This is a genomic window from Inhella inkyongensis, assembly GCF_005952805.1.
Classification (GTDB): domain Bacteria; phylum Pseudomonadota; class Gammaproteobacteria; order Burkholderiales; family Burkholderiaceae_C; genus Inhella; species Inhella inkyongensis.
Window position 1 is genome coordinate 3,281,333 of record NZ_CP040709.1, and the last position, 25,797, is coordinate 3,307,129.

Annotated in this window: 29 protein-coding genes and 1 tRNA gene; 22 read left to right on the forward strand and 8 right to left on the reverse strand. The window is 65.5% G+C overall.

The annotated features are described in order from the left end of the window. Positions 1-67 precede the first annotated feature (67 nt). Positions 68-643 carry a PEP-CTERM sorting domain-containing protein gene (locus tag FF090_RS15520; RefSeq protein WP_175423687.1) on the forward strand — a complete coding sequence of 192 codons (576 nt, stop codon included), beginning with the start codon at positions 68-70 and terminating at the stop codon, positions 641-643. Positions 644-652: 9 nt separating this feature from the next. Here FF090_RS15520 and FF090_RS15525 read toward each other — a convergent pair whose 3' ends face one another. Further along, a complete protein-coding gene (locus tag FF090_RS15525) occupies positions 653-1,687 on the reverse strand; it encodes a 6-phosphofructokinase (RefSeq protein WP_138857585.1) in 1,035 nt (344 codons plus the stop codon). Between the two features lie 119 nt (positions 1,688-1,806). Here FF090_RS15525 and FF090_RS15530 point away from each other — a divergent pair, with 119 nt between their 5' ends. From FF090_RS15530 to FF090_RS19330, 5 genes are read left to right on the forward strand one after another with little or no spacing between them, the layout of a single operon-like run. Next, complete coding sequence (locus tag FF090_RS15530; protein WP_138857586.1) at positions 1,807-3,225, forward strand: coniferyl aldehyde dehydrogenase; 1,419 nt, start codon at positions 1,807-1,809, stop codon at positions 3,223-3,225. After that, the gene (locus FF090_RS15535; protein ID WP_138857587.1) at positions 3,225-3,719 is read left to right on the forward strand and encodes a hypothetical protein; all 495 of its coding nucleotides are present in this window, start codon (positions 3,225-3,227) and stop codon (positions 3,717-3,719) included. The genes FF090_RS15530 and FF090_RS15535 overlap by 1 nt, the downstream gene beginning before the upstream one ends. Beyond that, positions 3,719-5,332 (forward strand): GMC family oxidoreductase, encoded by a 1,614-nt coding sequence (locus FF090_RS15540; protein ID WP_138857588.1) that lies wholly within the window; start codon positions 3,719-3,721, stop codon positions 5,330-5,332. Before FF090_RS15535 ends, FF090_RS15540 begins: the two co-directional genes overlap by 1 nt. Then, a complete protein-coding gene (locus FF090_RS15545; RefSeq protein WP_138857589.1) occupies positions 5,329-6,825 on the forward strand; it encodes an amidase in 1,497 nt (498 codons plus the stop codon). The genes FF090_RS15540 and FF090_RS15545 overlap by 4 nt, the downstream gene beginning before the upstream one ends. Before the next feature lie 16 nt (positions 6,826-6,841). Then, a complete protein-coding gene (locus tag FF090_RS19330; RefSeq protein WP_175423688.1) occupies positions 6,842-7,258 on the forward strand; it encodes a ribosomal L7/L12 family protein in 417 nt (138 codons plus the stop codon). A gap of 44 nt (positions 7,259-7,302) precedes the next feature. Here the strand turns inward: FF090_RS19330 and FF090_RS15555 are convergent, their stop codons facing one another. Then, on the reverse strand, positions 7,303-7,575 hold the full coding sequence (locus FF090_RS15555) for a hypothetical protein (protein WP_138857590.1): 273 nt from the start codon (positions 7,573-7,575) through the stop codon (positions 7,303-7,305). Between the two features lie 27 nt (positions 7,576-7,602). Between FF090_RS15555 and hemA the strand changes: the two genes are divergently transcribed. The 9 genes from hemA (at position 7,603) to FF090_RS15600 (ending at position 13,715) form a co-directional block, all read left to right on the forward strand. Beyond that, positions 7,603-8,886, forward strand: coding sequence for a glutamyl-tRNA reductase (gene hemA / locus FF090_RS15560; protein ID WP_138857591.1), 1,284 nt, complete (start codon positions 7,603-7,605; stop codon positions 8,884-8,886). Continuing rightward, entirely contained in the window at positions 8,883-9,362 is a 480-nt protein-coding gene (locus FF090_RS15565) for a GNAT family N-acetyltransferase (RefSeq protein ID WP_138857592.1), read from the forward strand. Before hemA ends, FF090_RS15565 begins: the two co-directional genes overlap by 4 nt. Further along, complete coding sequence (gene prfA / locus FF090_RS19625) at positions 9,359-10,444, forward strand: peptide chain release factor 1 (protein WP_138857593.1); 1,086 nt, start codon at positions 9,359-9,361, stop codon at positions 10,442-10,444. Before FF090_RS15565 ends, prfA begins: the two co-directional genes overlap by 4 nt. Then, entirely contained in the window at positions 10,441-11,262 is an 822-nt protein-coding gene (gene prmC, locus FF090_RS15575) for a peptide chain release factor N(5)-glutamine methyltransferase (protein ID WP_246071440.1), read from the forward strand. The genes prfA and prmC overlap by 4 nt, the downstream gene beginning before the upstream one ends. 110 nt (positions 11,263-11,372) lie before the next feature. Next, positions 11,373-11,888 carry a hypothetical protein gene (locus FF090_RS15580; RefSeq protein ID WP_138857595.1) on the forward strand — a complete coding sequence of 172 codons (516 nt, stop codon included), beginning with the start codon at positions 11,373-11,375 and terminating at the stop codon, positions 11,886-11,888. A 75-nt stretch (positions 11,889-11,963) separates the two neighbouring features. Beyond that, a complete protein-coding gene (gene grxD / locus FF090_RS15585) occupies positions 11,964-12,275 on the forward strand; it encodes a Grx4 family monothiol glutaredoxin (protein WP_138857596.1) in 312 nt (103 codons plus the stop codon). Continuing rightward, on the forward strand, positions 12,275-12,853 hold the full coding sequence (locus tag FF090_RS15590; RefSeq protein ID WP_138857597.1) for a UbiX family flavin prenyltransferase: 579 nt from the start codon (positions 12,275-12,277) through the stop codon (positions 12,851-12,853). The genes grxD and FF090_RS15590 overlap by 1 nt, the downstream gene beginning before the upstream one ends. An 11-nt stretch (positions 12,854-12,864) precedes the next feature. Continuing rightward, the gene (locus FF090_RS15595) at positions 12,865-13,455 is read left to right on the forward strand and encodes a cytochrome c oxidase subunit 3 (protein WP_138857598.1); all 591 of its coding nucleotides are present in this window, start codon (positions 12,865-12,867) and stop codon (positions 13,453-13,455) included. Next, positions 13,452-13,715: a cytochrome C oxidase subunit IV family protein gene (locus FF090_RS15600; RefSeq protein WP_138857599.1), complete on the forward strand. Its 264-nt coding sequence runs from the start codon at positions 13,452-13,454 to the stop codon at positions 13,713-13,715. Before FF090_RS15595 ends, FF090_RS15600 begins: the two co-directional genes overlap by 4 nt. 15 nt (positions 13,716-13,730) lie before the next feature. Here FF090_RS15600 and FF090_RS15605 read toward each other — a convergent pair whose 3' ends face one another. Together FF090_RS15605 and FF090_RS15610 are read right to left on the reverse strand one after the other, a co-directional pair. Continuing rightward, complete coding sequence (locus tag FF090_RS15605) at positions 13,731-14,351, reverse strand: lytic transglycosylase domain-containing protein (protein WP_138857600.1); 621 nt, start codon at positions 14,349-14,351, stop codon at positions 13,731-13,733. A 14-nt stretch (positions 14,352-14,365) separates the two neighbouring features. Next, positions 14,366-16,108, reverse strand: a complete 1,743-nt coding sequence (locus FF090_RS15610; RefSeq protein ID WP_138857601.1) for a proline--tRNA ligase — start codon at positions 16,106-16,108, stop codon at positions 14,366-14,368. 134 nt (positions 16,109-16,242) lie between these two features. On the opposite strand from FF090_RS15610, the gene FF090_RS15615 reads away from it, so the two are divergent. Then, positions 16,243-16,893 (forward strand): RNA pyrophosphohydrolase, encoded by a 651-nt coding sequence (locus tag FF090_RS15615; RefSeq protein WP_138858418.1) that lies wholly within the window; start codon positions 16,243-16,245, stop codon positions 16,891-16,893. Here FF090_RS15615 and proB read toward each other — a convergent pair. The 4 genes from proB to rplU all read right to left on the reverse strand — a co-directional run bounded on the left by proB (position 16,856) and on the right by rplU (position 19,815). Continuing rightward, entirely contained in the window at positions 16,856-18,010 is a 1,155-nt protein-coding gene (gene proB, locus FF090_RS15620) for a glutamate 5-kinase (protein WP_138857602.1), read from the reverse strand. The genes FF090_RS15615 and proB overlap by 38 nt on opposite strands. A 5-nt stretch (positions 18,011-18,015) precedes the next feature. Next, the gene (cgtA, locus tag FF090_RS15625; protein ID WP_138857603.1) at positions 18,016-19,068 is read right to left on the reverse strand and encodes an Obg family GTPase CgtA; all 1,053 of its coding nucleotides are present in this window, start codon (positions 19,066-19,068) and stop codon (positions 18,016-18,018) included. Between the two features lie 150 nt (positions 19,069-19,218). Continuing rightward, complete coding sequence (gene rpmA / locus FF090_RS15630) at positions 19,219-19,476, reverse strand: 50S ribosomal protein L27 (protein ID WP_138857604.1); 258 nt, start codon at positions 19,474-19,476, stop codon at positions 19,219-19,221. 27 nt (positions 19,477-19,503) lie between these two features. Beyond that, on the reverse strand, positions 19,504-19,815 hold the full coding sequence (rplU, locus tag FF090_RS15635; protein WP_138857605.1) for a 50S ribosomal protein L21: 312 nt from the start codon (positions 19,813-19,815) through the stop codon (positions 19,504-19,506). Between the two features lie 275 nt (positions 19,816-20,090). On the opposite strand from rplU, the gene FF090_RS15640 reads away from it, so the two are divergent. The 6 genes from FF090_RS15640 (at position 20,091) to coaE (ending at position 25,786) form a co-directional block, all read left to right on the forward strand. After that, the gene (locus tag FF090_RS15640; RefSeq protein WP_138858419.1) at positions 20,091-21,020 is read left to right on the forward strand and encodes a polyprenyl synthetase family protein; all 930 of its coding nucleotides are present in this window, start codon (positions 20,091-20,093) and stop codon (positions 21,018-21,020) included. Positions 21,021-21,067: 47 nt separating this feature from the next. Further along, positions 21,068-21,144 (forward strand) — tRNA-Pro (locus FF090_RS15645). Positions 21,145-21,270: 126 nt separating this feature from the next. Beyond that, complete coding sequence (gene pilB, locus FF090_RS15650) at positions 21,271-22,995, forward strand: type IV-A pilus assembly ATPase PilB (RefSeq protein WP_138857606.1); 1,725 nt, start codon at positions 21,271-21,273, stop codon at positions 22,993-22,995. Positions 22,996-23,031: 36 nt separating this feature from the next. Beyond that, positions 23,032-24,255 carry a type II secretion system F family protein gene (locus FF090_RS15655; RefSeq protein ID WP_138857607.1) on the forward strand — a complete coding sequence of 408 codons (1,224 nt, stop codon included), beginning with the start codon at positions 23,032-23,034 and terminating at the stop codon, positions 24,253-24,255. Beyond that, positions 24,256-25,185, forward strand: coding sequence for a prepilin peptidase (locus tag FF090_RS15660; RefSeq protein WP_138857608.1), 930 nt, complete (start codon positions 24,256-24,258; stop codon positions 25,183-25,185). It begins immediately after the preceding gene. Between the two features lie 4 nt (positions 25,186-25,189). Continuing rightward, positions 25,190-25,786, forward strand: a complete 597-nt coding sequence (gene coaE, locus FF090_RS15665; RefSeq protein ID WP_246071441.1) for a dephospho-CoA kinase — start codon at positions 25,190-25,192, stop codon at positions 25,784-25,786. The last annotated feature ends 11 nt before the right edge of the window (positions 25,787-25,797 follow it).

The following is a 25,797-nucleotide window of genomic DNA, read 5'->3' on the forward strand; positions in this document are numbered from 1 at the left end:
ACGGCGTCCTGCGGCAGGATTTGGGCCCTTCCCCTCAAACCCTGCCCTTTGCATGAGGACTCCCGTGATGCGAACTTCCCTCACCACCCTCGTCCTGCTTGGTGCCCTGGCACTGGCCGCACCGGCCACCTGGGCGGCCCCCGTCGATTTGGATCTGACCAGCGGCATCGACAGCACGGAGCGGGGAGCACCCGTCGGCTTTGACACTTACCGCGAAGACGGCTTCTTGCTGCGCATGGACCGCAACGGCGACCACATCGACCGTGGCTTCATCGGCGACATGGGTTTTCACAATGGCCCATCCAACCCAGATGACATCAGCTGGACCCTGAGCTTCAGCGGCGGCACGTTCAGTTTGTTGGGCGTCGATGTGGCGGGCTTCACCAGCAACGGCGCCTCCTTCACGATGACAGGCTCGAATGGGCACAGCGTGTCGGTGGGCAGCGCGGGCCTGGTGAATCTGAGCGGCTTCAACGGTGTGAGCTTTGTGCGCTTTGACATCGACCAGGACGGCGGCATCCAGGCCGTCGGTCTGAATGGCTTGCGCGTGGACAACGCACCACGCAACGCCGTGCCGCTGCCGGGCAGTCTGGCTCTGGCAGGCCTGGGCCTGGTGGCGGTCGGCCTGCGTCGCCGTCGCTAAGTCGGCCCGCTAGAACAGCGCGTCCACACAGCGCAGCAACTCGTGCCCCGGCGGCACGCAGCGGCTGCGCCCCGCCACCTGACTGAGCGGCACACGCACACAGCGGTCGCCCTGCAAGGCGATGGTGTGGCCATAGTCGCCATCGAGGACCGCCTGGGCCGCCGCCACGCCAAAGCGCGTGGAGAGCACGCGGTCAAAGGAGCTGGGCGCACCGCCCCGCTGTAGGTGACCCAGCAGGGTGGCCCGCACTTCGATATCGCCCAGCCGCTCACCCAGTTCATGGGCGAGAGCCTGGCCCACTCCTGAGAGGCGCAGCACGCCGCCCGGCAAATGCTGCCAATGCGGCGCGCCATCGGCCAGAGCAGCCCCTTCGGCCACGCAGACCAACGCATAGCCTTGAGCGGACACCCGCTCGCGCAGACGCTCCAGCAAGGGTTCCAGCGCAAAGGGCTGCTCGGGAATCAGGATGGCATCGGCCCCGCCGGCCAGCCCTCCCTCCAGCGCAATCCAGCCGGCATGGCGGCCCATGGTCTCCACCACCATCACGCGGCCATGGCTGCGCGCGGTGGTCTTCAAGCGCGTCAGCGCATCGGCCACCACGGCCACCGCGCTGTCAAAGCCAAAACTGCGCTCGTTCTGGGCAATGTCGTTGTCGATGGTCTTGGGCACACCGAGCACCGGCACGCCCATGCGCGCGAAGCGCTCGGCCAGGGTCAGGGTGCCGTCGCCGCCGATGGTCACCAGGGCATCCAGACGCTGTGCCTTGGCGTGCGCCAGGGCCTGCTCGCTGCAGTCGCGGCCCTGCCAGTTGAAGGGGTCGGCGCGGTTGTGCGTGCCCAGCACGGTGCCGCCCTCGTCCAGCAGGTCGCGCACCGCCGCCTCGTCGAGCGGCCGAAAGCGCCCCTCGATCAGCCCCAAAAAGCCGCGCTCCACCCCCACCACCTCGGTGCGGTCGTCGGCGCGCCGCAGCGCCAGCGTCACGGCGCGGATCACCGCATTCAGGCCCGGGCAGTCGCCCCCACCGGTCAATACGCCCACTCGCATTCGCTTCTCCATCTAGATGGCCCACTCTAAGGGAGGGCAATTCCGCCCCGTTTGATGCAGCGCAGGGCGCTAGCCTGTCATCCTTGCAGCCCCACGCCAAAAGCCTCCTGCGGCACGCCATGGACACCCAATTGAACGAACAGCTGCGCCTCCACCTGGAGCAACAGCGCGCCGCCTATTTGCGCGAGCCCTACCCGACGCTGGCCGCCCGCCGCGACCGCCTGCAGCGCCTGCGCGCCCTACTGGCCAAGCATGGCGAGGCCTTTGGCGAGGCGATTCGCGAGGACTTCGGCCACCGCAGCCTGCACGAGACGCGGCTGACCGAAACCTTTGTGGTCGAGGCCTCGATCAAGCATGCGCTGCGCCATTTGAAGGGCTGGATGAAGGTGCGCCGCGTGGCCACGGCCCTGCACTTCCTGCCCGGCCACAACCGCCTGATGCCCCAGCCTCTGGGCGTGGTGGGCATCATCTCGCCCTGGAACTACCCCATGCAGCTGGCCCTGGCGCCCGCCGTGGCAGCGCTGGCGGCTGGCAACCGGGTGCTGCTCAAGCCCAGCGAGCTGACGCCGCGCTGCTCGGCCCTGCTGGCCCTCAGCGTGGCCGAGTTCTTCGCGCCCGACGAGTTCCACGTCATCACGGGCGACGCCACGGTGGCCCAGGCCTTTTCCAAGCTGCCCTTCGATCACCTGTTCTTCACCGGCTCCACGCCGGTGGGCCGTTTGGTGGCCCAGGCGGCGGCGGCCAATCTCACCCCGGTCACCCTGGAGCTCGGCGGCAAGAGTCCGGTGCTGGTGCTGGAAGACGCCGAACTGCGCATGACGGCCGAGCGCATCGCCTTTGCCAAGCTGCTCAACGCCGGCCAGACCTGCGTGGCGCCCGACTATGTGCTGGCCCCACGGGCCATGGTGGAGCCGCTGGCCCAGGCCATCCTGGCCGCCATGCAGCGCTTCTATCCGCGCCTGGGCGACAACCCCGACTACTCGGCCATCGTGGCGCCGCGCCACTTCGAGCGCCTGCAGGCGCTACTGGCCGACGCCCAGGCACGCGGCGCCCGCCTGCTGCGCGCCCACGGGGAAGAAGCACTGGATCCCGCCAAGCGCAAGCTGCACCCCACCGTGGTGCTGGGCAGCGACGAGGCCATGGCCATCATGCGCGAAGAGATCTTCGGCCCGCTGCTGCCCATCCTTCCCTATGACCATGTGGACGAGGCCATCCACCAGGTGCAGCGCAATGAACGCCCGCTGGCGCTCTACATCTTTGGGCGCGCCAAAGAGTTGCGCGAACGCATCCTGCGCGAGACCCATGCCGGCGGCGTCACCGTCAACGACTGCATCTGGCATCTGGGCCAGGAAGACCAGCCCTTTGGCGGTGTGGGGGCCAGTGGCCAGGGCAGTTACCACGGCGAGTGGGGCTTCCGCACCTTCTCGAATGAAAAGCCGGTGTTTCACAACCCGGCGCTGGCGGGCACCAAATTGTTCTATCCGCCCTATGGCCGCTTGTTCGACCGCCTGCTGGGCCTCTTGAGGAAGCTCAGCTGATGCAGCGCCGCACTCTGCTCAAACTGGGTGGGGCCACCGCCCTGCTGTTCGGCGCGGCCGGCGGCCTGGCCCTGCTCTGGAGCCCCGGCCTGAAAGGCAGCCAGCTGACCCCGGCCGGCCGCCTGGCCCTGGGCGCCATCGCCCGTGCTGTGTTGGATGGGGCCCTGCCCGCTGGCGACGCCGCGCTGAACCGCCATCTCAACCATCTGGAGGGCGTGTTTGCCGCCATGCCGCCGGCCGTGCAGGCCGAACTGCAGCAGCTGATGGGCCTGATTGCCAACGCTCCTGGCCGCCTGGGGCTTCTGGGTCTGGCCGGCCCGCTGCACGAACAGAGCGTGGCCGATCTGCAGTCCGCGCTGGAAAGCCTGCGCCACAGCCGCCTGGGTCTGCGCCAACAGGTTTACTTTGCGCTGCGCGACCTCAACGCCGCGGCCTTCTACAGCCAACCCGAAGCCTGGCAATTGATCGGCTACCCCGGTCCTAGAGAAATCTGATGAGCAGCCTGCCCGATCCCATTCAAGAAGGCCTGAAGCGCGGCTGGAAGGTGCGCGGCGCCGAGTTCGGCGCGCTGCCCCCCGAGATCACCGTGGACGTGGCCATCATCGGCAGCGGTGCCGGCGGCGGCATCACGGCCGAGATGCTGAGCCGCGCCGGTCTGTCGGTGCTGATCATCGAAGAGGGGCCGCTGCGCAGCAGCTCGCACTTCAAACAGCGCGAGAGCGAGGCCTACCCGCAGCTCTACCAGGAGTCTGCCGGGCGCAAGACGGCCGACAAGGCCATCACCATCCTGCAAGGCCGCTGCGTGGGCGGCAGCACCACGGTGAACTGGACCAGCAGCTTCCGCACCCCGCCCTCCACCCTGGCCTTCTGGCAACAGCATTTCGAGCTGAAGGACTTCGGTGTCGAACAGATGGCCCCGTGGTTTGCGCAGGCCGAAGCGCGCCTCAATGTGTCCGACTGGCTGACCGAGCCCAATGCCAACAACTCGGTGCTGGAGCGCGGTGCAGCCAAGCTCGGCATCAAGACTCCGCACATCCGCCGCAATGTGAAGGGCTGCTGGAACCTCGGTAGCTGTGGCATGGGCTGCCCCACCAATGCCAAGCAATCCATGCTGGTGACCACTGTGCCGGCGGCCCTGGACGCCGGAGCCCAGCTCTTCGTGCAGACCCGTGTGCAGCGCCTGCAGCACGATGGCAAGACCGTGCAGGCCCTGCACTGCGTGCCGGTGGACCTGAGCAGCGCGGCGCAGTCGGGTGGCTGCGTCGTCAAGGCCCGCCATGTGGTGCTGGCCGGTGGTGCCATCAACAGCCCGGCCCTGCTGCTGCGCTCCCAAGTGCCCGATCCGCACAGCCTGCTGGGCCGTCGCACCTTCCTGCATCCCACGGTGGCCACCTCGGCGCTGTTTGCCGAGCGCATCGAAGGCTGGGCCGGCGCGCCGCAGTCCATCTACACCGACCACTACCTTGAAACCCAGGCCATCGACGGGCCGGTGGGCTTCAAGCTGGAGGCGCCGCCGCTCTACCCCACCATCCTGGCCACCACCATGGCCGGCTACGGCCGACCGATGCTCGAGCAGTTGAGCCAGTACCCGCACACCCAGGTGTTGCTGGCCCTGCTGCGCGACGGCTTCCACCCCGAAGCCCCCGGCGGCCGGGTGCAACTGCGCGGCGACGGCAGCCCAGTGCTGGACTACCCGCTGACGGCGACCGTGATGGACGGCGTGCGCCGTGCCCATCTGGCGATGGCCGAGATTCAGTTCGCCGCCGGTGCACGCTCGGTCCAGGCCCTGCACGAGGATTCTGGGCAGTACAAGAGCTGGGCCGAGGCCAAGGCCGGCATTGCGGCGCTGGACTATCGGCCGCTGTCCACCCGCGTGGTCAGTGCCCATGTGATGGGTGGCTGCAATCTGGCCGGGCGCGAGGGCCTAGGCGTGTGCCGCCCCGACGGCCAGCACTGGCAGCTCAGCAATCTGTCAGTTCACGACGGCAGCCTGTTCCCGACCAGCATCGGCGCCAATCCGCAGCTGTCCATCTACGGCCTGGTGACGCGACTCAGCCACGGTCTGGCCAATCGATTAGGGGCCAAGGCCGTTAACCTCGCTGGATGAACTTCAGCGAATACCGGCGCCATGACGCCGTGGCCCTGTCCGCCGCCGTGGCGGACGGGCGGGTCAGCCCCAGTGACTTGCTGGACACCGCGCTGGCCCGGCTACAGGCCGTCGGGCCGCAGTTGAACCCCGTGGCGCGTTTGCTGGAGGCGCAAGCGCGTGCCCAGCTCACGAGCCTGGACCTTGAAAAGCCAAGCGGCCCCCTCGCCGGGGTGCCCTTTCTGCTGAAGGACGCGGGGCAAGAACTGGCCGGCGTGCCAAGCTCGCTGGGCAGTCGCGCACTGCGGCGCCCTGCCCTGCAGGACAGCCACTACACCCGACGCTGCAAGGCCGCAGGCCTGGTGATCTTTGGCCAGACGAATGCCCCCGAGTTGGCGCTCAAGGGCGTGACCGATCCGGCCGCCTACGGCCGCACATCCAACCCCTGGGATCCGACCCGCACCCCGGGCGGCAGCAGTGGTGGCGCGGCGGCGGCCGTGGCCAGCGGCATCGTGCCCATGGCCGGCGGCGGCGACGGCGGGGGCTCGATCCGCATCCCGGCCGCCTGCTGCGGTCTGGTGGGCCTGCGGCCCTCGCGCGGTCGCATCAGCGAAGGCCCCGCCGCGGGCGAGGTCTGGCTGGGGTGCAACAGCCAGGGTGTGATCACCCGCAGCGTGCGCGACAGCGCCCTGATGCTGGACATCCTGAGCGGCCCGGAACCCGGCGACCCCTTTGTGATTGCCCCGCCCAAGCTGCCCTATGCCCAAGTGATCGGCCAGACGCCGCGTCGCCTGCACATCGCTTGGAGCGTGGCCTCGCCCATTGGCGCCGAGGTTCACCCCGAGGCCGTGGCCGCGGTACGCCACAGCGTGACGCTGCTGGAGCGCCTGGGCCATCGCTGTGAAGAGGCCCGCCCCGACATCGACGGGCAGCTCCTGGCGCGCAGCTATTTGCAGATGTATTTCGCGCTGATCCCGGCCGCCCTGGCCAAGGCCCGCGCTGAAGGAGCGCAGGAGCGCGACTTCGAGCCGCTGACCCGCGTGATGGCCTGCCTGGGGGCCAGCCAGTCGGGTGGCCGACTGGTCACCGCCATGGCGCAGTGGAATGACTTTGGTCGCGCCCTGGGCCGGCTGCACGCCCAGTACGACCTCTACCTGACCCCCACCCTGGCTTCGCCGCCCCAGCCCCATGGCACCGGCGATCCACCGGCCTGGCAGGTGGGGCTGCTGAGCGCCCTGCGCGCCAGCGGTCTGTTGGGGCTATTGGGTCGCGCCGGCCTACTGGACGGGGCCATCGACCAAATCGCACGCGACAACCTGCGGCACATGCCCTTCACCCAGCTGGCCAATGTGACCGGCACCCCGGCCATCAGCCTGCCCCTGCACTGGACCGACGACGGCCTGCCCCTGGGTGTGCAGTTTCATGGGCCCCACGGCAGCGAGGACCTGCTGCTGCAACTGGCGGCCGAGTTGGAGGCCGCACAGCCCTGGTTCAACCGGCTGCCGCTGGGCTGACAAACGCTGAGGACCAATGCGCAATCCCCTACCGACCGATGTGCAAGCGCTGCTACTTAGCGGTCGCGTCATCGAGGCCATTCGTCGCCTGCGTGAGCTCACGGGCATGGGTCTCAAAGAGGCCAAGGATGCGATCGATGCAGGCGGCTGGGATGGCGCACAGGCACCCTTCGCTGGGCAACCCGGTCCTGCGGTGCAGCAAGCGCTGCATGCGGGCCAGTACATCGATGCTTTGCGGCTGCTTCGCGACGAACAACCCGGACTGGGTCTGAAGGAGGCCAAGCAAGCCCTAGACGACTACCTCGTCAGCCACCCCGCGCTGCAGCAGCAGGTGCAGGCCAGCCAGGCCGAGCAGCACAAAGCTTGGCGGAAGCTCGGCTTTCTGGCACTTACGGTCCTAATTAGCTGGGCCGTGATGCAGTTCGCATCCTGAGGGTCAATGCAGCGGAGGGTAAGTCTCCTCGCAACAGCATCCTCTCAGCGCCGCAGCCGCCAGGCCAGCGGCAAGCTGAGCGCGGCCAGCATCAAGGCATAACCGGCCAGCTTGCCCTCGGCCCCCCAGATCAACAGACCGGCCATTTGACCGAGCAAGGCCGCGACGGCCGATTCCAGCCACAGCCTGCGCCAGGGCGCACCGCGCAGGGCCTGGCGCCACACCCATCCCCGGGCCAACAGCACGGTCAGGGCCGCCACGCCCAGGGGCGCGGCAAAGAAATTGGCGAAATGTCCTACCCAGGTCAAAAGGTTCATGGCGATCAAAATTTTAGAATCCAGCCAATGTCCGTTTTTGCCCTTGGTCTGAATCACGCCAGCGCGCCCCTGGCCCTGCGTGAAAAGCTGGCCTTTCCCCCCGATCAATTGATCCCCCAGGTGCAGGCGCTGCAACAGCGGCTGCAGGCCGGCTTGCCCACGGCCAAGGCGGAGGCGGCGCTGTTGTCCACCTGCAACCGCACCGAGGTCTATGTGGCCGGCGCTGCGGCGCTGACACAAACCACTCTGGGCTGGTTGGCCGAGGTGGCGGGCATGGACCCAGCCCAGTTGGCGGCCCACACCTATGTGCGGCGCGACGGCGAGGCGGCACGACACGCCTTCCGCGTGGCCTCGGGGCTGGATTCCATGGTGCTGGGCGAGCCGCAGATCCTGGGCCAGTTCAAACAGGCGGTGCGCGAAGCCGGTGAGGCCGGCACCCTGGGCAGCACCTTGCACCAGCTGTTCCAGCGCGGTTTTTCGGTGGCCAAGGAGGTGCGCACCAGCACCGAGATCGGCGCCCACTCGATTTCGATGGCGGCGGCGGCGGTGCGCTTGGCGGGCCAGCTGTTCGAGGACCTCCAAAAGATTCGCATCCTCTTCATCGGGGCCGGCGAAATGATCGAGTTGGCGGCCACCCACTTTGCAGCCCAGCACCCAGCGGCCCTGGTCATTGCGAACCGCACGGCAGCGCGCGCCGAACACCTGGCCCAACACCTGGGGGGCCAGGTGATGCCCCTGGATCAGCTGGGGGCACGCCTGCACGAGTTCGATGCCGTGGTCAGTTGCACCGGCAGCCCGCATGCCCTGGTGCTGCGCGCTGTGGTTGAACGTGCCCTCAAGGCCCGCAAGCGCCGCCCGATGTTCATGGTGGACTTGGCGGTGCCGCGCGACATCGAGCCCTCGATTCGTGAGCTTGAAGACGTCTATCTCTACACCGTGGACGACCTCTCGACCCTGGTGCAAACCGCCGGCGAGAAGCGCCAGGCCGCCGTGGCCCAGGCCGAGGCCATCGTCGACAGCGGGGTCCAAGGTTTTGCGCAGTGGTTGGAGCAACGCCACAGCGTGCCCCTGATCCAGGCCCTGCAACACCAGGTGGACGACTGGCGCCAGCAGGCGATGACGCGCGCGCTGCGTCAACTGCACAAGGGCGAGGCCCCGCAGGACGCGTTGGACAGCTTTGCCCACCTGTTTTCGCAAAAATTTCTGCACGGCCTGCTGGCCGGTCTGCACCAGGCCCAGGGCGAGGAACGCGCCGAGCTGGAGCGGATGCTGCAACGCCTGTTCCTGCGCCAGGGTGCAGGCGATCGATGAGCGGCGCCGCCTACACGCTGGCCTGCGAGTCGCCGCGCCAACCCGAGGTGCAGGCGCTGATCGACGCGCTCGACGCCTACCAAGTGCCGCTCTACCCGATCGAGAGCCATCACGGCATCGACCTGGAAGCCCTGTGCGCGGCGGACATCCACTTTCTGGTGGCCCGCGATGCGCAAGGCGCAGCCGTGGCTTGCGGCGCGGTCCGGCTGGCACCCATTGACGGCCACCCGGCGGGCGAGCTCAAGCGCATGTTCGTCAGCCCCGCCCAACGCGGCCAAGGACTCGGAAGGCGACTGCTGAATGCCTTGGCAGCCTGGGCCCAGAGCCAAGGTGCCCGACGCCTCTATCTGGAGACCGGCTGCCGCCAGCCCGAAGCCATCACGCTCTATGAGCGCGCCGGCTTTGCGCATGTCCCCGCCTTTGGCGACTATGCGCCCGACCCCTTGAGCGTGTTCATGATGAAGGAATTGCCTTGAAGGATTCGCTGCGCCAGCAGTTCCAGCGCCTGGAAATGCGCTTGGCCGAGCTGGATGCCTTGCTGGGCGATCCGGCAGTCCACGGCGACCCGCAACGTCTGCGCAAGCTGGGCAAGGAACAGACCGAGGTGTCCACCCTGGTCGGGCAATGGCGCCGCTTCCTGCAGCGCGAGGCCGATGCCACCGCCGCCCGCGAGATGCTGGCCGACCCGGATATGGCCGAAATGGCGCGCGAGGAAATCGCCAGCGCCGAGACCGAGCTGGCCCAACTGGATCAGCAGCTGCAGTTCGCGCTGCTGCCCAAGGATCCCGACGACGAGCGCCCCGCCCTGCTGGAGATCCGCGCCGGCACGGGCGGCGACGAGTCGGCCCTGTTCGCCGCCGATCTGGCACGCATGTATTTGCGCTACTGCGAGCGCCAGGGCTGGCGCAGCGAGGTGATGAGCAGCAATGAATCGGACCTGGGTGGCTACAAGGAGCTGGTGCTGCGCATCGAGGGCGACCAGGCCTATGGACGGCTGAAGTTCGAGAGCGGCGGCCACCGCGTGCAGCGCGTGCCCGTGACCGAGGCACAGGGCCGCATCCACACCAGCGCCTGCACCGTGGCCGTGCTGCCCGATCCCGGCGAGGCCGCCGAGGTGGAGCTCAACCCCGCCGAGCTGCGCATCGACACCTTCCGCGCCAGCGGCGCCGGGGGGCAGCACATCAACAAGACCGACTCGGCCATCCGCATCACCCACCTGCCCACCGGCATCGTGGCCGAATGCCAGGACGACCGCAGCCAGCACCGCAACAAGGCCAAGGCCATGGCGGTGCTGCTGGCGCGCCTGCGCGAGCGCGAACGCATCGCCCGCGAGGCCAAGGAAGCCGCCACCCGCAAAGGCCTGATCGGCAGCGGCGATCGCAGCGACCGCATCCGCACCTACAACTTCCCCCAGGGCCGGCTGACCGACCACCGCATCAATCTCACGCTCTACAAGCTGGGCGCGGTGATGGAAGGCGAGATCGACGAAGTGGTGCAGGCCCTGCAAGCCGCCCAAGCGGCCGAACAGTTGGCCCAACTGGAAGAGGGACGGGCTTGAGCACGACCCTGGCCCAAGCCCTGCGGCAGGCCGCTGGCGCAGGGCTGGAGCGCCTGGATGCCCAGCTGTTACTGGGCCACGTGCTGGACCGCCCGCGCGCGTGGCTGATCGCGCACGACGACGACACGCTGACGGCCGAGCAAGCCCTGGCTTACCAGACCATCGTGTCCCGCCGCGCAGCCGGTGAACCCGTGGCCTATCTGCTCGGCCACAAGGAATTCCATGGCCTGAACCTGGCCGTGAGCCCCGCCACCCTGGTGCCCCGGCCCGATACCGAGACCCTGGTGGATTGGGCCTTGGAGGTGCTGGCGCCCCAAACCCAGGCCCGTGTGCTCGACTTGGGAACCGGCAGCGGCTGCATTGCTTTGGCCTTGAAGGCAGCACGTCCGAATTGGAGCGTCTTCGCCGTGGACCGCAGCCCGGAGGCCCTGGCCGTGGCGCGCGCCAATGGCGAGCGCCTGGGACTGGCGGTGAACTGGCTGCAAGGCAGTTGGCTGGAACCAGTGGCGGGTCAGCAATTCGACCTGATCGTCTCCAACCCGCCCTACATCGCCAGCGCGGACCCGCATCTGGAGGCCTTGCGGCACGAACCCCTGAGCGCCCTGGCCTCGGGGGCCGACGGCCTGGAGGACTTGCGCCAGCTGGCACAGGCGGCTCCGCCCCATTTGCCACCCGGCGGCTGGCTGCTGTTCGAGCATGGCTACGACCAGGCCGATGCGGTGGCAGCCTTGCTCACCCAGGCCGGCTTGGAAAACGTCAGCCACCGGCAGGATCTGGCCGGGCACCGGCGCTGCACCGGCGGTCGTCGGTCGCGGTAACAGGCCGCAATAGAGGCTGCAAAAAGCAGCACTTCACGACACATTTCCAACGGCCGGCCGGCAAGCACGCGCTAGCATCAGTCCAACCTTCCCCCAACCGGAGACCCGCCATGCGCCACCTTGCCGCTGCCTTGTTGCTCAGCACCTGGGGTTCCATGGTTCTGGCTGCTGACGGCTTGCGCCTGCCAGGGGCTGAAGCCTCACGCTGGCAAGGCCGGGTGCAGTTGCTCTCCAGCGACGATCTGCACGGAAGTCGCGTCCTGGGCGCCCATCTGCTGGGGGATTACTACCTGTCCGACGGACTGCGCCTCAGTGGCGGGTTGATGGTGGGGCCCATGGCCCTCCTGGGCTCTGGCGCTGGCCTCACGCTGGGCAGCCGGCCCGGCATCGCGCTGGGTCAACAATCTTTGCGCGGTCAGTTCGACAGCCCCAGCCTGCGCCAGCCCTATCTGGGCATGGGCTACAGCAGCCAGGGCGAGGCCTGGCGCTTCTCGGCCGATCTGGGCGTGGCCATGCGCGGCACGGGCGCCGGCCTGAGCCTGCGCAGCATGGACGCCCTGGATGCCAGCCTGCGCGGCCTGCAATTCACCCCCGTGCTGCAGTTTGGGCTGTCCTATCGCTTTTGAACCAAGGCAAGGTGGGGTCTTGGCCCTGCCGGGATAATGCCGCCCGAGGCCGCGCCGCGGCCACGGAGTGAAACGATGGATGCAGTGCAACAACGCATCGACGCCATGGTCAAGGGCCACCGCGTCATGCTCTTCATGAAGGGCTCGGCCCAATTCCCGATGTGCGGTTTTTCCGGCCGCGCCGTGCAGATCCTCAAGGCCTGTGGTGTCCAAGACCTGCAGACCTTCAATGTGCTGGATGACGCCGAAGTGCGCCAGGGCATCAAGGACTACGCCAACTGGCCCACCATCCCGCAGCTCTACATCAAGGGCGAGTTCGTGGGCGGCTCGGACATCATGATGGTGATGTACGAGTCGGGCGAGCTGCAGCAGTTGCTGAACGGCTGATGCCCGGGCAGCGCCTGGTCATCGGAATGACCGGCGCCACCGGCGCCGCCTATGGCCTGGGCCTGCTGCGGCGCGGCCGCGCACTGGGGGTCGAGACCCATTTGATCGTGACCCCCGCCGGGGTTCTCAACGCCCACCATGAGCTGGGCCTGACGCGTGAGCAGTTGGATGCCGAATCCGACCACTCTTACTCACCCGGCGATGTGGGCGCCTGCATCGCCAGCGGCAGCTTCACCACCGCCGCCATGGTGGTGGCACCGTGCTCAATGAAAAGTCTGGCCGCCATTGCCCACGGTTTTGGAGACAACCTGCTGACCCGCGCGGCCGATGTGACGCTGAAGGAACGCCGCCGCCTGGTGCTGATGGTGCGCGAGACGCCCTTCAACCTCGCCCACTTGCGCAATATGACGTTGGTGACCGAGATGGGCGGCATCGTCTTTCCGCCGCTGCCGGCCTTCTACCTGAAACCCGATTCGGTGCAGGCGCTGATCGACGAGTCGGTCGAGCGCGTGCTGCAGCTCTGTGGCGTGGCGGGCGCGCAGCCCCAGGCCTGGACCGGCCTGCGCCGCCCGAACTGAGCCCCGCGCCCATGCTCCCGCTCGCCACGCCGGCAAGCCAGGCCGACGCAGTGGAACTGCGCGGTGACCTGGCCATGTGGCTGCTGATCGGCATCGAGACCCTGAGCTTTGGCCTGCTCTTCCTGGCCTTCGCCTTCGCCCGCAGTCGTGAGCCCGCCGTCTTTGCGGCCGGCCAAGGCACGCTGGATCTGGGCAGCGGCGCGCTCAACACCGCCGTGCTACTACTGGGCAGTTGGGCGGTGGCGCGCGGCGTGCACGCGCTGCGCTGCGGCCGCAACCGCAGCGGTGTCGCCGGCCTGTGGGGCGCCGCGCTCTGCGGGCTGGTGTTCCTGGGCAGCAAGGCGCTGGAGTACCGCAAGATGACGGCGGCCGGGCATGACTTGGCGACCGACACCTTTTTCACCTTCTACTACCTGCTGACCGGTTTCCACGTCATGCATGTGCTGGCGGCCGTGCTGATGCTGGCCGGCATGGCGTTGCTGGCCCGTGACGGCCGCTGGAGCCGCGGCGACACCCACGCGCCGGACACGGTGGCGGCCTTCTGGCATATGGTGGATCTGCTGTGGATCGTGCTTTTTCCCCTGGTCTACGTGCTGCGATGAAGCCCCAGCGCCTTGATCGGGTGCTGGCCCTGCTGCTGGCCGCCACCGGCCTGACCTGGGCGCTGGCGGAGTCCGGCGGGGCGGGTGCGCTGCCCGCCACCCGTGCCCTGCTGGTGCTGGGCCTGGCCCTGCTCAAGGGCATTTGGATCGCGCAGGACTTCATGGAGCTGCGCCAGGCCCCGAGGGTCTGGCGGCGCTTCATGCTGGGCTGGCTGATCGCCGTGCTCGGTCTGATCCTGGGCTTCAGGCTGCTGGCCTGAGGGAGCGAAGCGGCCTCAGCGCTGATCGGGCATCAGCCAGTGGCGCCGGTTGGCCATCACCTTGTCCGGGTACTCGGCGCGCCCGCGGCTGCCGTTGTAGCGCCCCAGGGCCATGAACAGGTCCCCCTTCTCGCGATCCAAGTAATGGCGCAGGATCACGCAGCCAAAACGCAGATTGGTCTGCATATGAAAGAGCTTGGCCACATGGCCGTCGCCGATCATGCGGGCCCAAAAAGGCATGACCTGCATATAGCCACGCGCACCGACCACGCTGATGGCGTATTTGCGAAAGCCACTCTCGACCTGGATGAGGCCCAGCACCAGGGCGGGCTCCAAGCCGGCGCGCCGGCTCTCGTACCAAACGGTCTCCAGAAATTCGATGCGGGTCTGGGCCTCGGGCAGGCGCCGCTTGAGGCGCTCGCTCATCTCGCCCAGCCATCGCAGATAGGCCAGACGATCCTCGATACGGTCGAATTTGGGGCGTGGCGGGGCCGCCTGGCCAATGGCCGCGCTCAGCGCGGAGCGCACCGCATCGGCCAAGGGCTCTTCGATTTGCGCGCCGGCATGGGCCGGCGACGCCAGCATCAGCCCGCCCAGCCCTCCCAACGTGACGGCCAAAAGGCCGCGACGCTGCATTGCGTGAGAGGAACTCAAGCCGTCAATCGCGCCTTGACCTGTGCCAACACCTCGGCCACCGCCACATTGCTGGCCTGTGCCTCGCGCCGGCCCTGCAACTCGACCAAGCCCTCCTTCAGGCCACGGTCGCCCAGCACCACGCGCAGCGGCACGCCGATCAGTTCCCAATCGGCAAACATTGCGCCCGGGCGCTCGCCGCGGTCGTCCAACAACACGTCCACGCCGGCGGCTTGCAGCTCGGCGTAGAGCTTCAAGGCTTGCTCACGCACCAGCTCGCTGCGGTCCATGCCGATCGGGCAGATCACCACCTCAAACGGCGCCATGCTGGCCGGCCAGATGATCCCGCGCTCGTCATGGCCCTGCTCGATGGCGGCGCCCAACAGGCGGGTGACGCCGATGCCATAGCAACCCATTTCGAAGTGGCGGGGCTTGCCGTCTTCGGCCAGGAAGGTGGCGTTCATCGACTCGGAGTACTTCTTGCCGAGGTAGAACACATGCCCCACCTCGATCCCGCGTTGGATGGCCAGCACGCCCTGTCCATCCGGCGAGGGTTCACCGGCCACAACGTTGCGGATGTCGGCCACCAGATCGGGCTCAGGCAGGTCACGGCCCCAGTTCACGCCGGTGTAATGGTGGTCCCATTGGTTGGCGCCACAAACGAAGTCGCTCATGGCCGCCACCGTGCGGTCGGCCACGATCTTCACGCCCTTCAGGCCGATGGGGCCCAGGTAGCCCGGCTTGCAGCCGAAATGCGCCTCGATCTCGGCCACAGTGGCAAAGCGGAAGCCGCCCTTGAGACCCTCAACCTTGCCGGCCTTGACTTCGTTCAGGTCGTGATCACCACGCACCAGCAGCAGCCAAACCTGGCTGCCGGTGATTTCGCCGGCCTCGTTCTTCGTGTCAGTGGCCAGCACCAGGCTTTTAACGGTTTGCGTCAGGGGCAAGCCCAGCAAGGCCGCCACGTCCGCACAGGTGCTCTTGCCCGGCGTGGGCGTGAGCGTCAGGGTTTGCGCCGCGGTGCCACGCGGCGCGGCCGGCGCCAGGGCCTCGGCCAATTCGATATTGGCGGCGTAGCTGCTGGTGGGGCAGTAGACGATGGCGTCCTCGCCGGTTTCCGCAATCACCTGGAACTCGTGCGAGCGGTCGCCGCCAATGGCGCCGGTATCGGCCGCCACGGCGCGGTACTCCAGGCCCAGGCGGTCAAAGATGCGGCAGTAGGCGGCGAACATGTTGTCGTAGCTCTTGCCGGCGGACTCCATGTCTCGATCGAAGGAGTAGGCATCCTTCATCGTGAACTCGCGGCCGCGCATCAGACCGAAGCGGGGACGGCGCTCGTCACGGAACTTGGTCTGGATGTGATAGAGATTCTTGGGCAGCTGTTTGTAGCTGCGCAATTCTTGGCGCGCCACGTCGGTCACGACTTCTTCGCTGGTGGGCTGGATCACGAAGTCGCGGCCGTGCCGATCCTTCACCCGCAAGAGCTCTGGCCCCATCTTGTCAAAGCGGCCGGTCTCTTGCCAGAGCTCGGCAGGCTGGACCACGGGCATCAGCATTTCGATGCTGCCCGCGCGCGCCATCTCCTCGCGGATGATGGTCTCCACCTTGCGGATCACCCGCAAGCCCATGGGCATGTAGTTGTAGATGCCAGCGCCCAGGCGCTTGATCATGCCGGCGCGCATCATCAGCTTGTGGCTGACGATCTCGGCGTCGGCGGGGGCTTCTTTGAGCGTGGAGATCAGGAACTGGGAGGCTTTCATGGCTTCAAAAGCAAAACAGGCCTGCCGCGCAACACAGCAAGCCCGCGTCAGACAAGAGGTTTGAGGGTTTCACTGCAGCGATGTGGGGCCAGCGGCATGCACAATCGGGGCAGTTCAAAAATTCGAGGTTGATTATGCTCGACCGGGAAGGCTTCAGGCCCAACGTCGGCATCATCCTGCTCAATCACAAAAACCAGGTGTTCTGGGGCAAACGCATCCGAACACACAGCTGGCAGTTTCCGCAGGGCGGCATCAAGCACGGAGAAACGCCTGAGCAGGCGATGTACCGCGAACTCCACGAAGAAGTGGGGCTGAAACACGAGCATGTCCGCATCCTGGCCCGCACCCGCGACTGGCTGCGATATGAAGTGCCCGATCACTACATCCGCCGCGAGGCGCGAGGGCACTATCGGGGGCAAAAACAGATTTGGTTCCTGCTGCAACTGCTTGGGCACGACAGCGATCTGAATCTGCGCGCCACCGACCACCCCGAATTCGACGCCTGGCGTTGGAATGACTACTGGGTGCCGCTGGAGGCCGTGATCGAGTTCAAGCGCGGGGTTTATCAGTTGGCGCTGAACGAGTTGGCGCGTTTTCTACCGCGCCAGCATCCACAGAATCGCTTTCTGCGTGCCGGCATGCGCACGCCTGGACAGCGTGAGTCGGCGCCGCGCTCCCCCTTTGGGGCGGTGGCCCATTCAGCGCATGCGCTCGATGTCGCCGCCCAGGAGGGGGCCCAGGAAAAGGTCAGCCCTGCGCCTGATCGGGATCCGCCGGGGCACTGAGCACCAAGTTGTCGCGGTGCACGAGCTCTGGCTCCGCGACATAGCCCAGCAACGCCTCGATGTCCTGGCTGGCTCGGCCGGCCAACAGCCGAGCTTCAGCCGCCGCATAGTTGGCCAGCCCGCGCGCGCACTCCCGCCCCTCCGGGTCCAGGATGGCAATCACATCCCCTCGGTGGAACTCACCCGCCACATCTCGCACTCCCACGGGCAAGAGGCTGCGACCTTCGCCCACCAGAGCGCGCGCAGCGCCCGCATCGATCTGCACTCGGCCGCGCAGTTGGAGGTGATCGGCCATCCATTGCTTGCGCGCAGCGCGTTTGGGCAACTCAGCCGATAGAGCCGTGCCAATGGACTCGCCCGCCGCCAAGCGCAACACCACATCAGGTTCGCGCCCATAAGCAATCACCGTGGCCGCGCCGCTACGCGCCGCGCGTTCGGCCGCCAGCACCTTGGTGAGCATGCCGCCCCGGCCCAACGCGGAGCCTGCCCCCCCGGCCATCCGAGCCAGGGCGGGGTCACCCGCGCGACCCTGAGCAATCAAACGGGCATCGGGATCTTTGCGTGGATCGGCGCTGAACAATCCCTGCTGATCGGTAAGGATCACCAACGCGTCGGCCTCGATCAAGTTAGTGACCAGCGCGCCCAGGGTGTCGTTGTCGCCGAATCGGATTTCGTCGTTGACGACGGTGTCGTTCTCATTGATCACCGGCAACACGCGGTGCTGCAGCAGCGTGAGCAAGGTGGAGCGAGCGTTCAGATAGCGCTCTCGGTCCGAGAGGTCGGCGTGCGTCAACAAAACCTGTGCGCTAGCACGCCCAAGGGATCTCAAGCTGGTCTCGTAGATTTGCGCCAGCCCCATTTGACCCACGGCCGCTGCTGCTTGCAGAGCGTGCACCTCTCGAGGCCGCTGCGCCCAGCCCAGGCGTTTCATGCCCTCCGCAATGGCGCCGCTGGAGACAATCAAGACCTCCACACCCTGCTCGCCCAGGCGCGTCAGCTGACGGCACCAGTCACCAATGGCTTGGGCATCCACACCCCGCCCTTCATCCGTCACCAGACTGGAGCCAATCTTGACGACGATGCGCCGCGCTCCAAGCAAAGGGGGGGTCACTGCCATGCGGTCTACTGATCGAAGCGGGGATCGGGCTCGGGGATGGGCGCGTTCTTTTGCGCCGCCACGTATTCGTAAATGGCGCGCAGCAAAGGCTCGCAGCCCTCACGGGTCAAACCCGAAATGACAAAAACCGGCCCTTTCCACTTGAAGCGCTTGAGGAAGTCCTTGACCTTGGCTTCGCGCTCCTCGGCCGGCACCATGTCCACCTTATTGAGCACCAGCCAACGCGGCTTGGCGTGCAACTCGGGGTCGTATTTTTTGAGCTCGGCCACGATGGCTTTGGCCTCCGCCACCGGATCCACGCCTTCGTCGAGCGGAGCAAAGTCCACCAGGTGCAAGAGCACCCGGGTGCGCTGCAAGTGCCGCAAGAACTGGTGACCCAGGCCCGCCCCCTCGGCAGCACCTTCGATCAGGCCAGGAATGTCGGCCATCACAAAGCTTTGCTCGGGCGCCACGCGCACCACGCCGAGATTCGGATACAGGGTGGTGAACGGGTAATCCGCGATCTTCGGTCGCGCATTGGACACAGCGGCAATCAGCGTCGACTTACCAGCATTGGGCTGACCGAGCAGACCCACATCCGCCAACACGCGCAGTTCCAGGCGCAGCGACTTGACTTCCCCCGGCCATCCCAGGGTTTTTTGCCGCGGAGCCCGATTGGTACTGCTCTTGAAATGCAAGTTGCCAAAGCCACCATCGCCACCCTTCGCGAGCAGCACCTTTTGATCAGGCTCCAAGAGTTCGGCGATGACCTCGTCAGTCTCCAAGTCCTTCACGATCGTGCCCACCGGCATGCGCAGCACGATGTCATCGGCTGCGGCGCCATTGCAGTCCGAGCCCCGCCCGGCCTCACCATTGCGCGCCTCGTGCCGACGCGCATAGCGGTAGTCGATCAAGGTGTTGAGGTTGCGATCGCCAATGGCATAGACGCTGCCACCCCGCCCGCCGTCGCCGCCATCGGGTCCGCCGAAAGGAATGAACTTCTCGCGGCGAAAGCTCGCGCACCCCGAGCCACCGTTGCCGGCAGAGATATCTATGGTGACTTCATCGACGAATTTCATGGCCTCTCCAGGCTGCCACCCGACATCCTAGGCCAGGGCGGCGCAGCGCCCGGATAGAGGCACCGCAAAAGTAGCGAAGGCCTGCTTGCGCAGGCAGAAAAACAAAGGCCCCGCGCTGCGGGGCCTTGAGTTCGGGCGATTCGCCGGGCCTTAGGCCGCGGTGATCGACACCGTATGACGACCCAGCTCGCCCTTGACAGCAAAGCTGACCTGGCCGTCGATCAGCGCGAACAAGGTGTGGTCCTTGCCAATGCCGACGTTCGTGCCCGGGTGGAACTTGGTGCCGCGCTGACGCACGATGATCGAGCCTGCGCTGATCATCTGGCCACCGAAGGCCTTGACACCCAGCATCTTGGGCTTGGAATCGCGGCCGTTACGCGTTGAGCCGCCGCCTTTTTTCTGTGCCATTGCTGACTCCTGTGCTTAGCCGAGGGCTCAGCCGTTCACCGCGCTGATGGACAGCTCGGTGTAGGTTTGACGATGCCCTTGGCTCTTCTTGTAATGCTTGCGACGACGCAGCTTGAAGATACGCACCTTATCGTGCTTGCCATGAGCCACCACGGTAGCCTTGACCGTTGCACCCGCCACCAGGGGAGTGCCAACCTTGAGCTCGGCGCCGTTACCAACAGCGAGCACTTGGTCGATCACGATCTCTTGGCCAACGTCCGCAGCAATCTGTTCTACCTTGATCTTTTCGCCAGCAGCAACCTTGTATTGCTTGCCGCCGGTTTTTATGACCGCGTACATTTGAGACCTTTCGTGAAGAAATACAGCGCCTTTTGGGCGCCTCTTGCGCCTCTTATTGGCAACCGCAAATACCTGCGCGCAGCCACCACAAAGAGCCCGCCAGTCTACCACAAGCTTGCCATTCGTCAATCTGACGGACTCAAGGCAAGCGCCCGGCCCAGGCCGTGCTGTGGCGCTTCCTATAATCCCTCGCCTTCTTTTTCACCGAGTCCATAGTGCAAGTCTTCGCAAGCGCTGAAGCCCAAGCCGACCCTCTGGCCCTCCTCAGCGCCGAGATGCACGAAGTAGATAGGGTCATTGCCCATCGCCTGCAAAGCGAAGTGGCACTGATCAATCAGATCTCGGGTTACATCGTCCACGCGGGTGGCAAACGGTTCCGCCCCAAGTTGCTGCTGCTGTTCGCCAACGCACTGGGCGACCCTGGGCATCATCGCCACACCTTGGCGGCCGTGGTGGAGTTCATCCATACCGCGACACTGCTGCACGACGATGTCGTGGATGAGTCCGCCCTGCGGCGCGGCAAGCAAACAGCGAATGCGCTTTTCGGCAATGCTGCGAGTGTGCTTGTGGGCGACTTCCTCTATTCGCGCGCTTTCCAGATGATGGTTTCGGTCAATCGGATGCGGGTGCTGGAGATCCTGGCCGAGGCCACCAATGTGATCGCCGAGGGGGAGGTGCTTCAGCTACTGAATGTGCACGACCCCGACACCACCGTCGAACGTTATCTCCAGGTCATTCGGTTCAAGACCGCCAAGCTCTTCGAGGCCAGCGCTCGCCTGGGCGCCATTTTGTCGGATGCCCCCTCTGACATTGAAGAGCATTGCGCCGACTACGGTCGCGCCATGGGCACGGCCTTCCAGTTGATCGATGACGTCCTGGATTACGAAGGTGACGCCGAAGTACTTGGAAAGAATGTCGGTGACGACTTGCGAGAGGGCAAGCCCACATTGCCCATCCTTCTGGCCATGGAGCGCAGCCAACCCGCGGAGCGGGAGATCTTGCGCAATGCAGTGCTGAATGGCGAGGTTGAGCGACTGTCAGAAGTGATCCGCATCGTGCGCTCCAGCGGCGCCCTTGAGGCAACACGAGAAGCTGCAAGCGCAGAAGCAAACCGAGCCGCCGACGCCCTGAAGGCGCTCCCACTTAACAAGTGGACTAAAACTCTGCTAGAATTTTCGGCTCGTTCGGTGGATCGGAAGTATTGACCACCGGGACTCAAGCGCAAGGCTTGAGTCAGCACACGCAACGAAATCGGGGTGTAGCTTAGCCTGGTAGAGCGCTACGTTCGGGACGTAGAGGCCGGAGGTTCGAATCCTCTCACCCCGACCAGATTTCTGGTCTTCCCGACCTCAGCAGATCCGGCCAGTTTGCGATCTGTATCAGGATCGGGCGCGATCGGTCTTCCACTCGGTTTACAGTGCAAATCGCACGCGCCCTTTGGCGCAACGAGAACCGATGCAAGCCGAGCCGCCTGTTCAAGACCCCCACGCCAAACTGAGCGGTGCCGCGCGCATCTTGGTCAATGCCGGCCGACTGCAGGCTCGGGCTGCCGAGGACCTGCTGCGACAAGCCAAAGAAAAGAAACTCGGCTTTGCGGCAGCGGCAGTGAGCTCAGGGGCAATCAGCGCCACAGATTTGGCGTACACCCTGTCGCAGGCACTTTCGATTCCGCTGCTGGATCTCAATGCAGTGGATGTCCAACGACTGCCCCGCGACATCCTCGACAACAAGCTCGCAGCTCAGTACCAAGTTATCGCACTGGGTCGTCGCGGCAATCGCTTGACGATTGGCGGCGCCGACCCCACCGAACAAGAAGTCGTCGAACGCATCAAGTTCGCCACCCAGTTGCAGTCGGACTGGGTGATCGTCGAGCAGGACAAACTTTCCAAGCTCCTTTCGGCAGCGGGCGCCTCGGCCTCCGAAACACTGGAGAGCATGTCAACCGGCGACATCGACTTTGATATCGCCGAGGACGCCACCGAAAGCAAGGACGACGCGCAAGACATCGCAGAGGTCGAAGACGCGCCAGTCGTCCGCTTCCTGCAAAAGATGTTGGTTGACGCCATCAACCTGCGCGCGTCCGATTTGCACTTCGAACCCTACGAGTACCACTATCGCGTGCGCTTTCGCGTCGACGGGGAGTTGCGCGAAATCACACAGCCCCCTATCGCCATCAAGGACAAGCTGGCGTCACGCATCAAGGTGATTTCGCGCATGGACATCGCCGAACGCCGAGTCCCGCAAGATGGCCGGATGAAGCTGAAGTTTGGTAGCAAGGCCATCGACTTCCGCGTCAGCACCTTGCCCACACTATTTGGCGAGAAGATCGTGATCCGCATCTTGGATCCGTCCTCCGCCAAGCTGGGCATCGACGCCCTGGGTTATGAAAAGGTGGAGAAGGAACGCCTGCTCAACGCGGTTCATCGCCCCTATGGAATGATTTTGGTGACCGGCCCGACAGGCTCGGGCAAGACGGTGTCGCTCTACACCTGTCTGAACATCATGAATCAGCCGGGCGTGAACATTTCGACCGTAGAGGACCCGGCAGAAATCAACCTGCCTGGCGTCAATCAGGTCAATGTGAATGACAAGGCCGGGCTGACCTTTGCAGCCGCCCTCAAGTCCTTCCTGCGCCAGGATCCGGACGTGATCATGGTGGGTGAGATTCGCGACCTCGAAACGGCGGACATTGCCATCAAGGCCGCGCAGACCGGTCACTTGGTGTTGTCCACCCTGCACACCAATGACGCTCCCACCACCCTGACCCGCCTGATGAACATGGGCGTCGTGCCCTTCAACATCGCATCCAGCGTCATCCTGATTACCGCACAGCGACTGGCACGTCGTTTATGCGAAAGCTGCAAACAACCCGCTGAGTATCCGGTGGAGGCACTCCTGAAAGCCGGCTACAAGGAGGAAGAGCTTGATGGCAGTTGGAAGCCCTACCGCGCTGTGGGTTGTTCGTCCTGCAACAACGGCTACAAGGGCCGGGTCGGCATCTACCAAGTGATGCCGGTCAACGAAGGGATGGCCAGCATCATCCTGGCGCAAGGCACGGCGCTCGACATTGCCCGCCAAGCACAGCTGGATGGTGTGCGGGATCTGCGCCAGGCCGGCCTGCACAAAGTCAAGCTGGGCGTCACCTCACTCGAAGAAGTGTTGTCGGCCACCAATGAATAAGCGGAACCCCCGCGCCAAAAGAAACGTGGAGATGTGATGGCAAGCGCAAATCCGGCCGCCAAGGCTACGCAAGAACTGGTTTTTGAGTGGGAAGGCAAGGATCGCAACGGCAAAGTGGTGCGCGGCGAGACCCGCTCGGCGAGCGAAGCCGTGGTGTCCGCCCAGTTGCGCCGCCAGGGCATCTTGGTGTCCAAGATCAAGAAGCGGCGCACCAGTGGCGGCTCGTCGATCAAGCAAAAAGACATCGCCGTCTTCACCCGCCAACTGGCGACCATGATGCGCGCCGGCGTTCCACTGCTGCAATCCTTTGACATCGTGGCTCGCGGTGCCACCAACCCGCGCCTGACCAAACTGCTCAACGACATCCGCCAGGATGTGGAGACCGGCACCAGCCTGTCCTCTGCGTTTCGCAAGCACCCCATCTACTTCGACGCCCTGTACTGCAACCTGGTCGAGGCCGGTGAGGCCGGCGGTATCTTGGAAGCGCTGCTGGATCGCTTGGCGATCTACCAAGAAAAGACCGTCGCCATCAAGAACAAGATCAAATCGGCTCTGACCTATCCGATCGCGGTGCTGGTGGTGGCCTTCATCGTGGTGGCGGTGATCATGATCTTTGTGATCCCTGCCTTCAAGGAAGTCTTCACATCTTTCGGCGCCGACCTGCCGGCACCCACGCTATTCGTGATTGCGATGTCAGAGTTCTTTGTCGCCTACTGGTGGCTGATTTTTGGCAGCATCGGCGGCGGGGTCTACTTCTTCCTGCAGAGTTGGAAGCGCAGCGAAAAGATGCAGCACACCATGGACCGCCTGTTGCTAAAGGTGCCCGTCTTTGGGGACCTGCTTTACAAATCCGCCATCGCCCGCTGGACTCGCACCCTTTCCACCATGTTCGCGGCTGGCGTCCCCTTAGTAGAGGCGCTGGATTCAGTCGGGGGCGCCTCCGGCAATGCCGTGTTTGCCGAGGCCACCGAGAAAATCCAGCGTGAAGTTTCGACCGGAACGACGTTGACAGCCTCCATGCAGGGTTCCGGCATCTTCCCCACCATGGTGCTGCAGATGTGCGCCATCGGCGAAGAGTCCGGTTCACTCGATCACATGCTTGGCAAGGCCGCCGAGTTCTTCGAGGACGAAGTCGACGAAGCCGTGAAGGCCCTCTCCAGCCTGATGGAGCCCTTCATCATCGTGATCCTGGGCACCATCATCGGCGGCATCGTGGTGTCGATGTACCTGCCGATCTTCAAGCTGGGGCAGGTGGTCTGAGTGCCGGCAATCGACAACGTTTGGTTCTCTTGGTGGGCGCTCGGCATCCTGGGGCTGTGCATTGGCAGCTTCCTGAATGTCGTGGCCCATCGTTTTCCGCGTATCTTGGAGCGACGCTGGCTGATGGATGCGGCCTACCAGTTGGGCGACTCCGAAGGCCTGCGGCGCGCCACCGGCTGGGGTGAGGCGCAGGCCAAAGCCTGGGAAAGCCACTCACTGCAACTTGGCCAAGCCCTGGAGGCCCAGCCCCCCTTGGGCTTGGCGAAACCTCGGTCGCGCTGCCCGCAATGTGGTCATTCCATTGCTTGGCACGAGAACCTGCCGGTGCTGGGCTGGCTGCGCCTGCGCGGCCGCTGCGCCGCCTGCAAGAGCCCCATCAGCCCACGCTACCCCTTGGTGGAGCTCGCCACAGGTCTGTTGTTTTCGCTGATTGGTTGGCGTTTCGGACCCCAGCCCTTGAGCTTGCTCTGGTGTGGCTTCGCTGCTCTGCTGCTGGCGGCATCCCTGATCGACTGGGATACCACCCTGCTGCCCGACGACCTCACCCTGCCCCTGCTCTGGGCCGGACTGGCTGCCGCCTGGATGGGTTGGACGCTTCCTTTGAATGAAGCCGTACTCGGCGCCATCGTGGGCTATTTGTCGCTCTGGAGCGTGTATTGGCTCTTCAAGCTGACCACCGGCAAAGAGGGCATGGGCTATGGCGACTTCAAGTTGCTCGCGGCGCTTGGTGCGTGGCTCGGCGCCACGATGATCTTGCCGATCGTCCTTGCGGCCTCGGCCATCGGCGCGCTGGTGGGCATCGTCATGAAGATGACCGGCTCGCTCCGGGAGGGCCGATTCGTACCTTTTGGCCCCTTCCTCGCCGGCGCTGGTCTGGTCGTGTTGTTGGCGGGTGCACCGCGCGTGCTCGGATGGTTGGGCTGGGCCTGAGGCCGTGCGCATCGGCCTGACGGGCGGCATCGGCAGCGGCAAGAGCACGGTCGCGCGCTGGTGGCAGTCCCGTGGGGTCACCGTGGTTGACACCGACGCATTGGCCCATGAACTTTGCGGCCGGCAAGGCCAGGCCCTACCGGCAATTGCCGAACGCTTCGGTGCCGACTTTGTTCATCCCGAACACGGCCTGGAGCGCGCGCGCATGCGTGCTCATGTGCTCGCCCATCCGCAAGCCCGCCAACAACTCGAGGCTCTGCTCCATCCCATGATTCAGACGCTGGCGCAAGCACGTGCAGCGGCGGCTCCTGGGTGGGTGCTATTCGATGTCCCCCTGCTGGTGGAGAGCAAGCACTGGCGCACCCAAGTCGACAGGATCTTGGTGGTGGACTGCGCGCCCGAGACACAAATCGAACGCGTGATTCGCCGCCCCGGCTGGACACGCGAACAAGCCCTGGCCGTCCTGGCCCTGCAAGCCACGCGCCCGCAGCGGCGCCAAGCGGCCGATGCCTGGGTGGACAACAGCGCAGACGATCTTCAATCCTTGCATCGCGCCCTAGAAATGCTGGCGCTGCACTGGGGATTCAGCGCAACGCTGTGAAAGAATCCGGC

What these genes read in the sequence shown, in the direction of transcription:
- FF090_RS15520 (WP_175423687.1), top strand. Translation starts at nt 68, where the DNA reads ATGCGAACTTCCCTCACCACCCTCGTCCTGCTTGGTGCCCTGGCACTG.
- FF090_RS15525 (WP_138857585.1), bottom strand. Translation starts at nt 1,687, where the DNA reads ATGCGAGTGGGCGTATTGACCGGTGGGGGCGACTGCCCGGGCCTGAAT.
- FF090_RS15530 (WP_138857586.1), top strand. Translation starts at nt 1,807, where the DNA reads ATGGACACCCAATTGAACGAACAGCTGCGCCTCCACCTGGAGCAACAG.
- FF090_RS15535 (WP_138857587.1), top strand. Translation starts at nt 3,225, where the DNA reads ATGCAGCGCCGCACTCTGCTCAAACTGGGTGGGGCCACCGCCCTGCTG.
- FF090_RS15540 (WP_138857588.1), top strand. Translation starts at nt 3,719, where the DNA reads ATGAGCAGCCTGCCCGATCCCATTCAAGAAGGCCTGAAGCGCGGCTGG.
- FF090_RS15545 (WP_138857589.1), top strand. Translation starts at nt 5,329, where the DNA reads ATGAACTTCAGCGAATACCGGCGCCATGACGCCGTGGCCCTGTCCGCC.
- FF090_RS19330 (WP_175423688.1), top strand. Translation starts at nt 6,842, where the DNA reads ATGCGCAATCCCCTACCGACCGATGTGCAAGCGCTGCTACTTAGCGGT.
- FF090_RS15555 (WP_138857590.1), bottom strand. Translation starts at nt 7,575, where the DNA reads ATGAACCTTTTGACCTGGGTAGGACATTTCGCCAATTTCTTTGCCGCG.
- hemA (WP_138857591.1), top strand. Translation starts at nt 7,603, where the DNA reads ATGTCCGTTTTTGCCCTTGGTCTGAATCACGCCAGCGCGCCCCTGGCC.
- FF090_RS15565 (WP_138857592.1), top strand. Translation starts at nt 8,883, where the DNA reads ATGAGCGGCGCCGCCTACACGCTGGCCTGCGAGTCGCCGCGCCAACCC.
- FF090_RS15580 (WP_138857595.1), top strand. Translation starts at nt 11,373, where the DNA reads ATGCGCCACCTTGCCGCTGCCTTGTTGCTCAGCACCTGGGGTTCCATG.
- grxD (WP_138857596.1), top strand. Translation starts at nt 11,964, where the DNA reads ATGGATGCAGTGCAACAACGCATCGACGCCATGGTCAAGGGCCACCGC.
- FF090_RS15590 (WP_138857597.1), top strand. Translation starts at nt 12,275, where the DNA reads ATGCCCGGGCAGCGCCTGGTCATCGGAATGACCGGCGCCACCGGCGCC.
- FF090_RS15595 (WP_138857598.1), top strand. Translation starts at nt 12,865, where the DNA reads ATGCTCCCGCTCGCCACGCCGGCAAGCCAGGCCGACGCAGTGGAACTG.
- FF090_RS15600 (WP_138857599.1), top strand. Translation starts at nt 13,452, where the DNA reads ATGAAGCCCCAGCGCCTTGATCGGGTGCTGGCCCTGCTGCTGGCCGCC.
- FF090_RS15605 (WP_138857600.1), bottom strand. Translation starts at nt 14,351, where the DNA reads ATGCAGCGTCGCGGCCTTTTGGCCGTCACGTTGGGAGGGCTGGGCGGG.
- FF090_RS15610 (WP_138857601.1), bottom strand. Translation starts at nt 16,108, where the DNA reads ATGAAAGCCTCCCAGTTCCTGATCTCCACGCTCAAAGAAGCCCCCGCC.
- FF090_RS15615 (WP_138858418.1), top strand. Translation starts at nt 16,243, where the DNA reads ATGCTCGACCGGGAAGGCTTCAGGCCCAACGTCGGCATCATCCTGCTC.
- proB (WP_138857602.1), bottom strand. Translation starts at nt 18,010, where the DNA reads ATGGCAGTGACCCCCCCTTTGCTTGGAGCGCGGCGCATCGTCGTCAAG.
- cgtA (WP_138857603.1), bottom strand. Translation starts at nt 19,068, where the DNA reads ATGAAATTCGTCGATGAAGTCACCATAGATATCTCTGCCGGCAACGGT.
- rpmA (WP_138857604.1), bottom strand. Translation starts at nt 19,476, where the DNA reads ATGGCACAGAAAAAAGGCGGCGGCTCAACGCGTAACGGCCGCGATTCC.
- rplU (WP_138857605.1), bottom strand. Translation starts at nt 19,815, where the DNA reads ATGTACGCGGTCATAAAAACCGGCGGCAAGCAATACAAGGTTGCTGCT.
- FF090_RS15640 (WP_138858419.1), top strand. Translation starts at nt 20,091, where the DNA reads ATGCACGAAGTAGATAGGGTCATTGCCCATCGCCTGCAAAGCGAAGTG.
- pilB (WP_138857606.1), top strand. Translation starts at nt 21,271, where the DNA reads ATGCAAGCCGAGCCGCCTGTTCAAGACCCCCACGCCAAACTGAGCGGT.
- FF090_RS15655 (WP_138857607.1), top strand. Translation starts at nt 23,032, where the DNA reads ATGGCAAGCGCAAATCCGGCCGCCAAGGCTACGCAAGAACTGGTTTTT.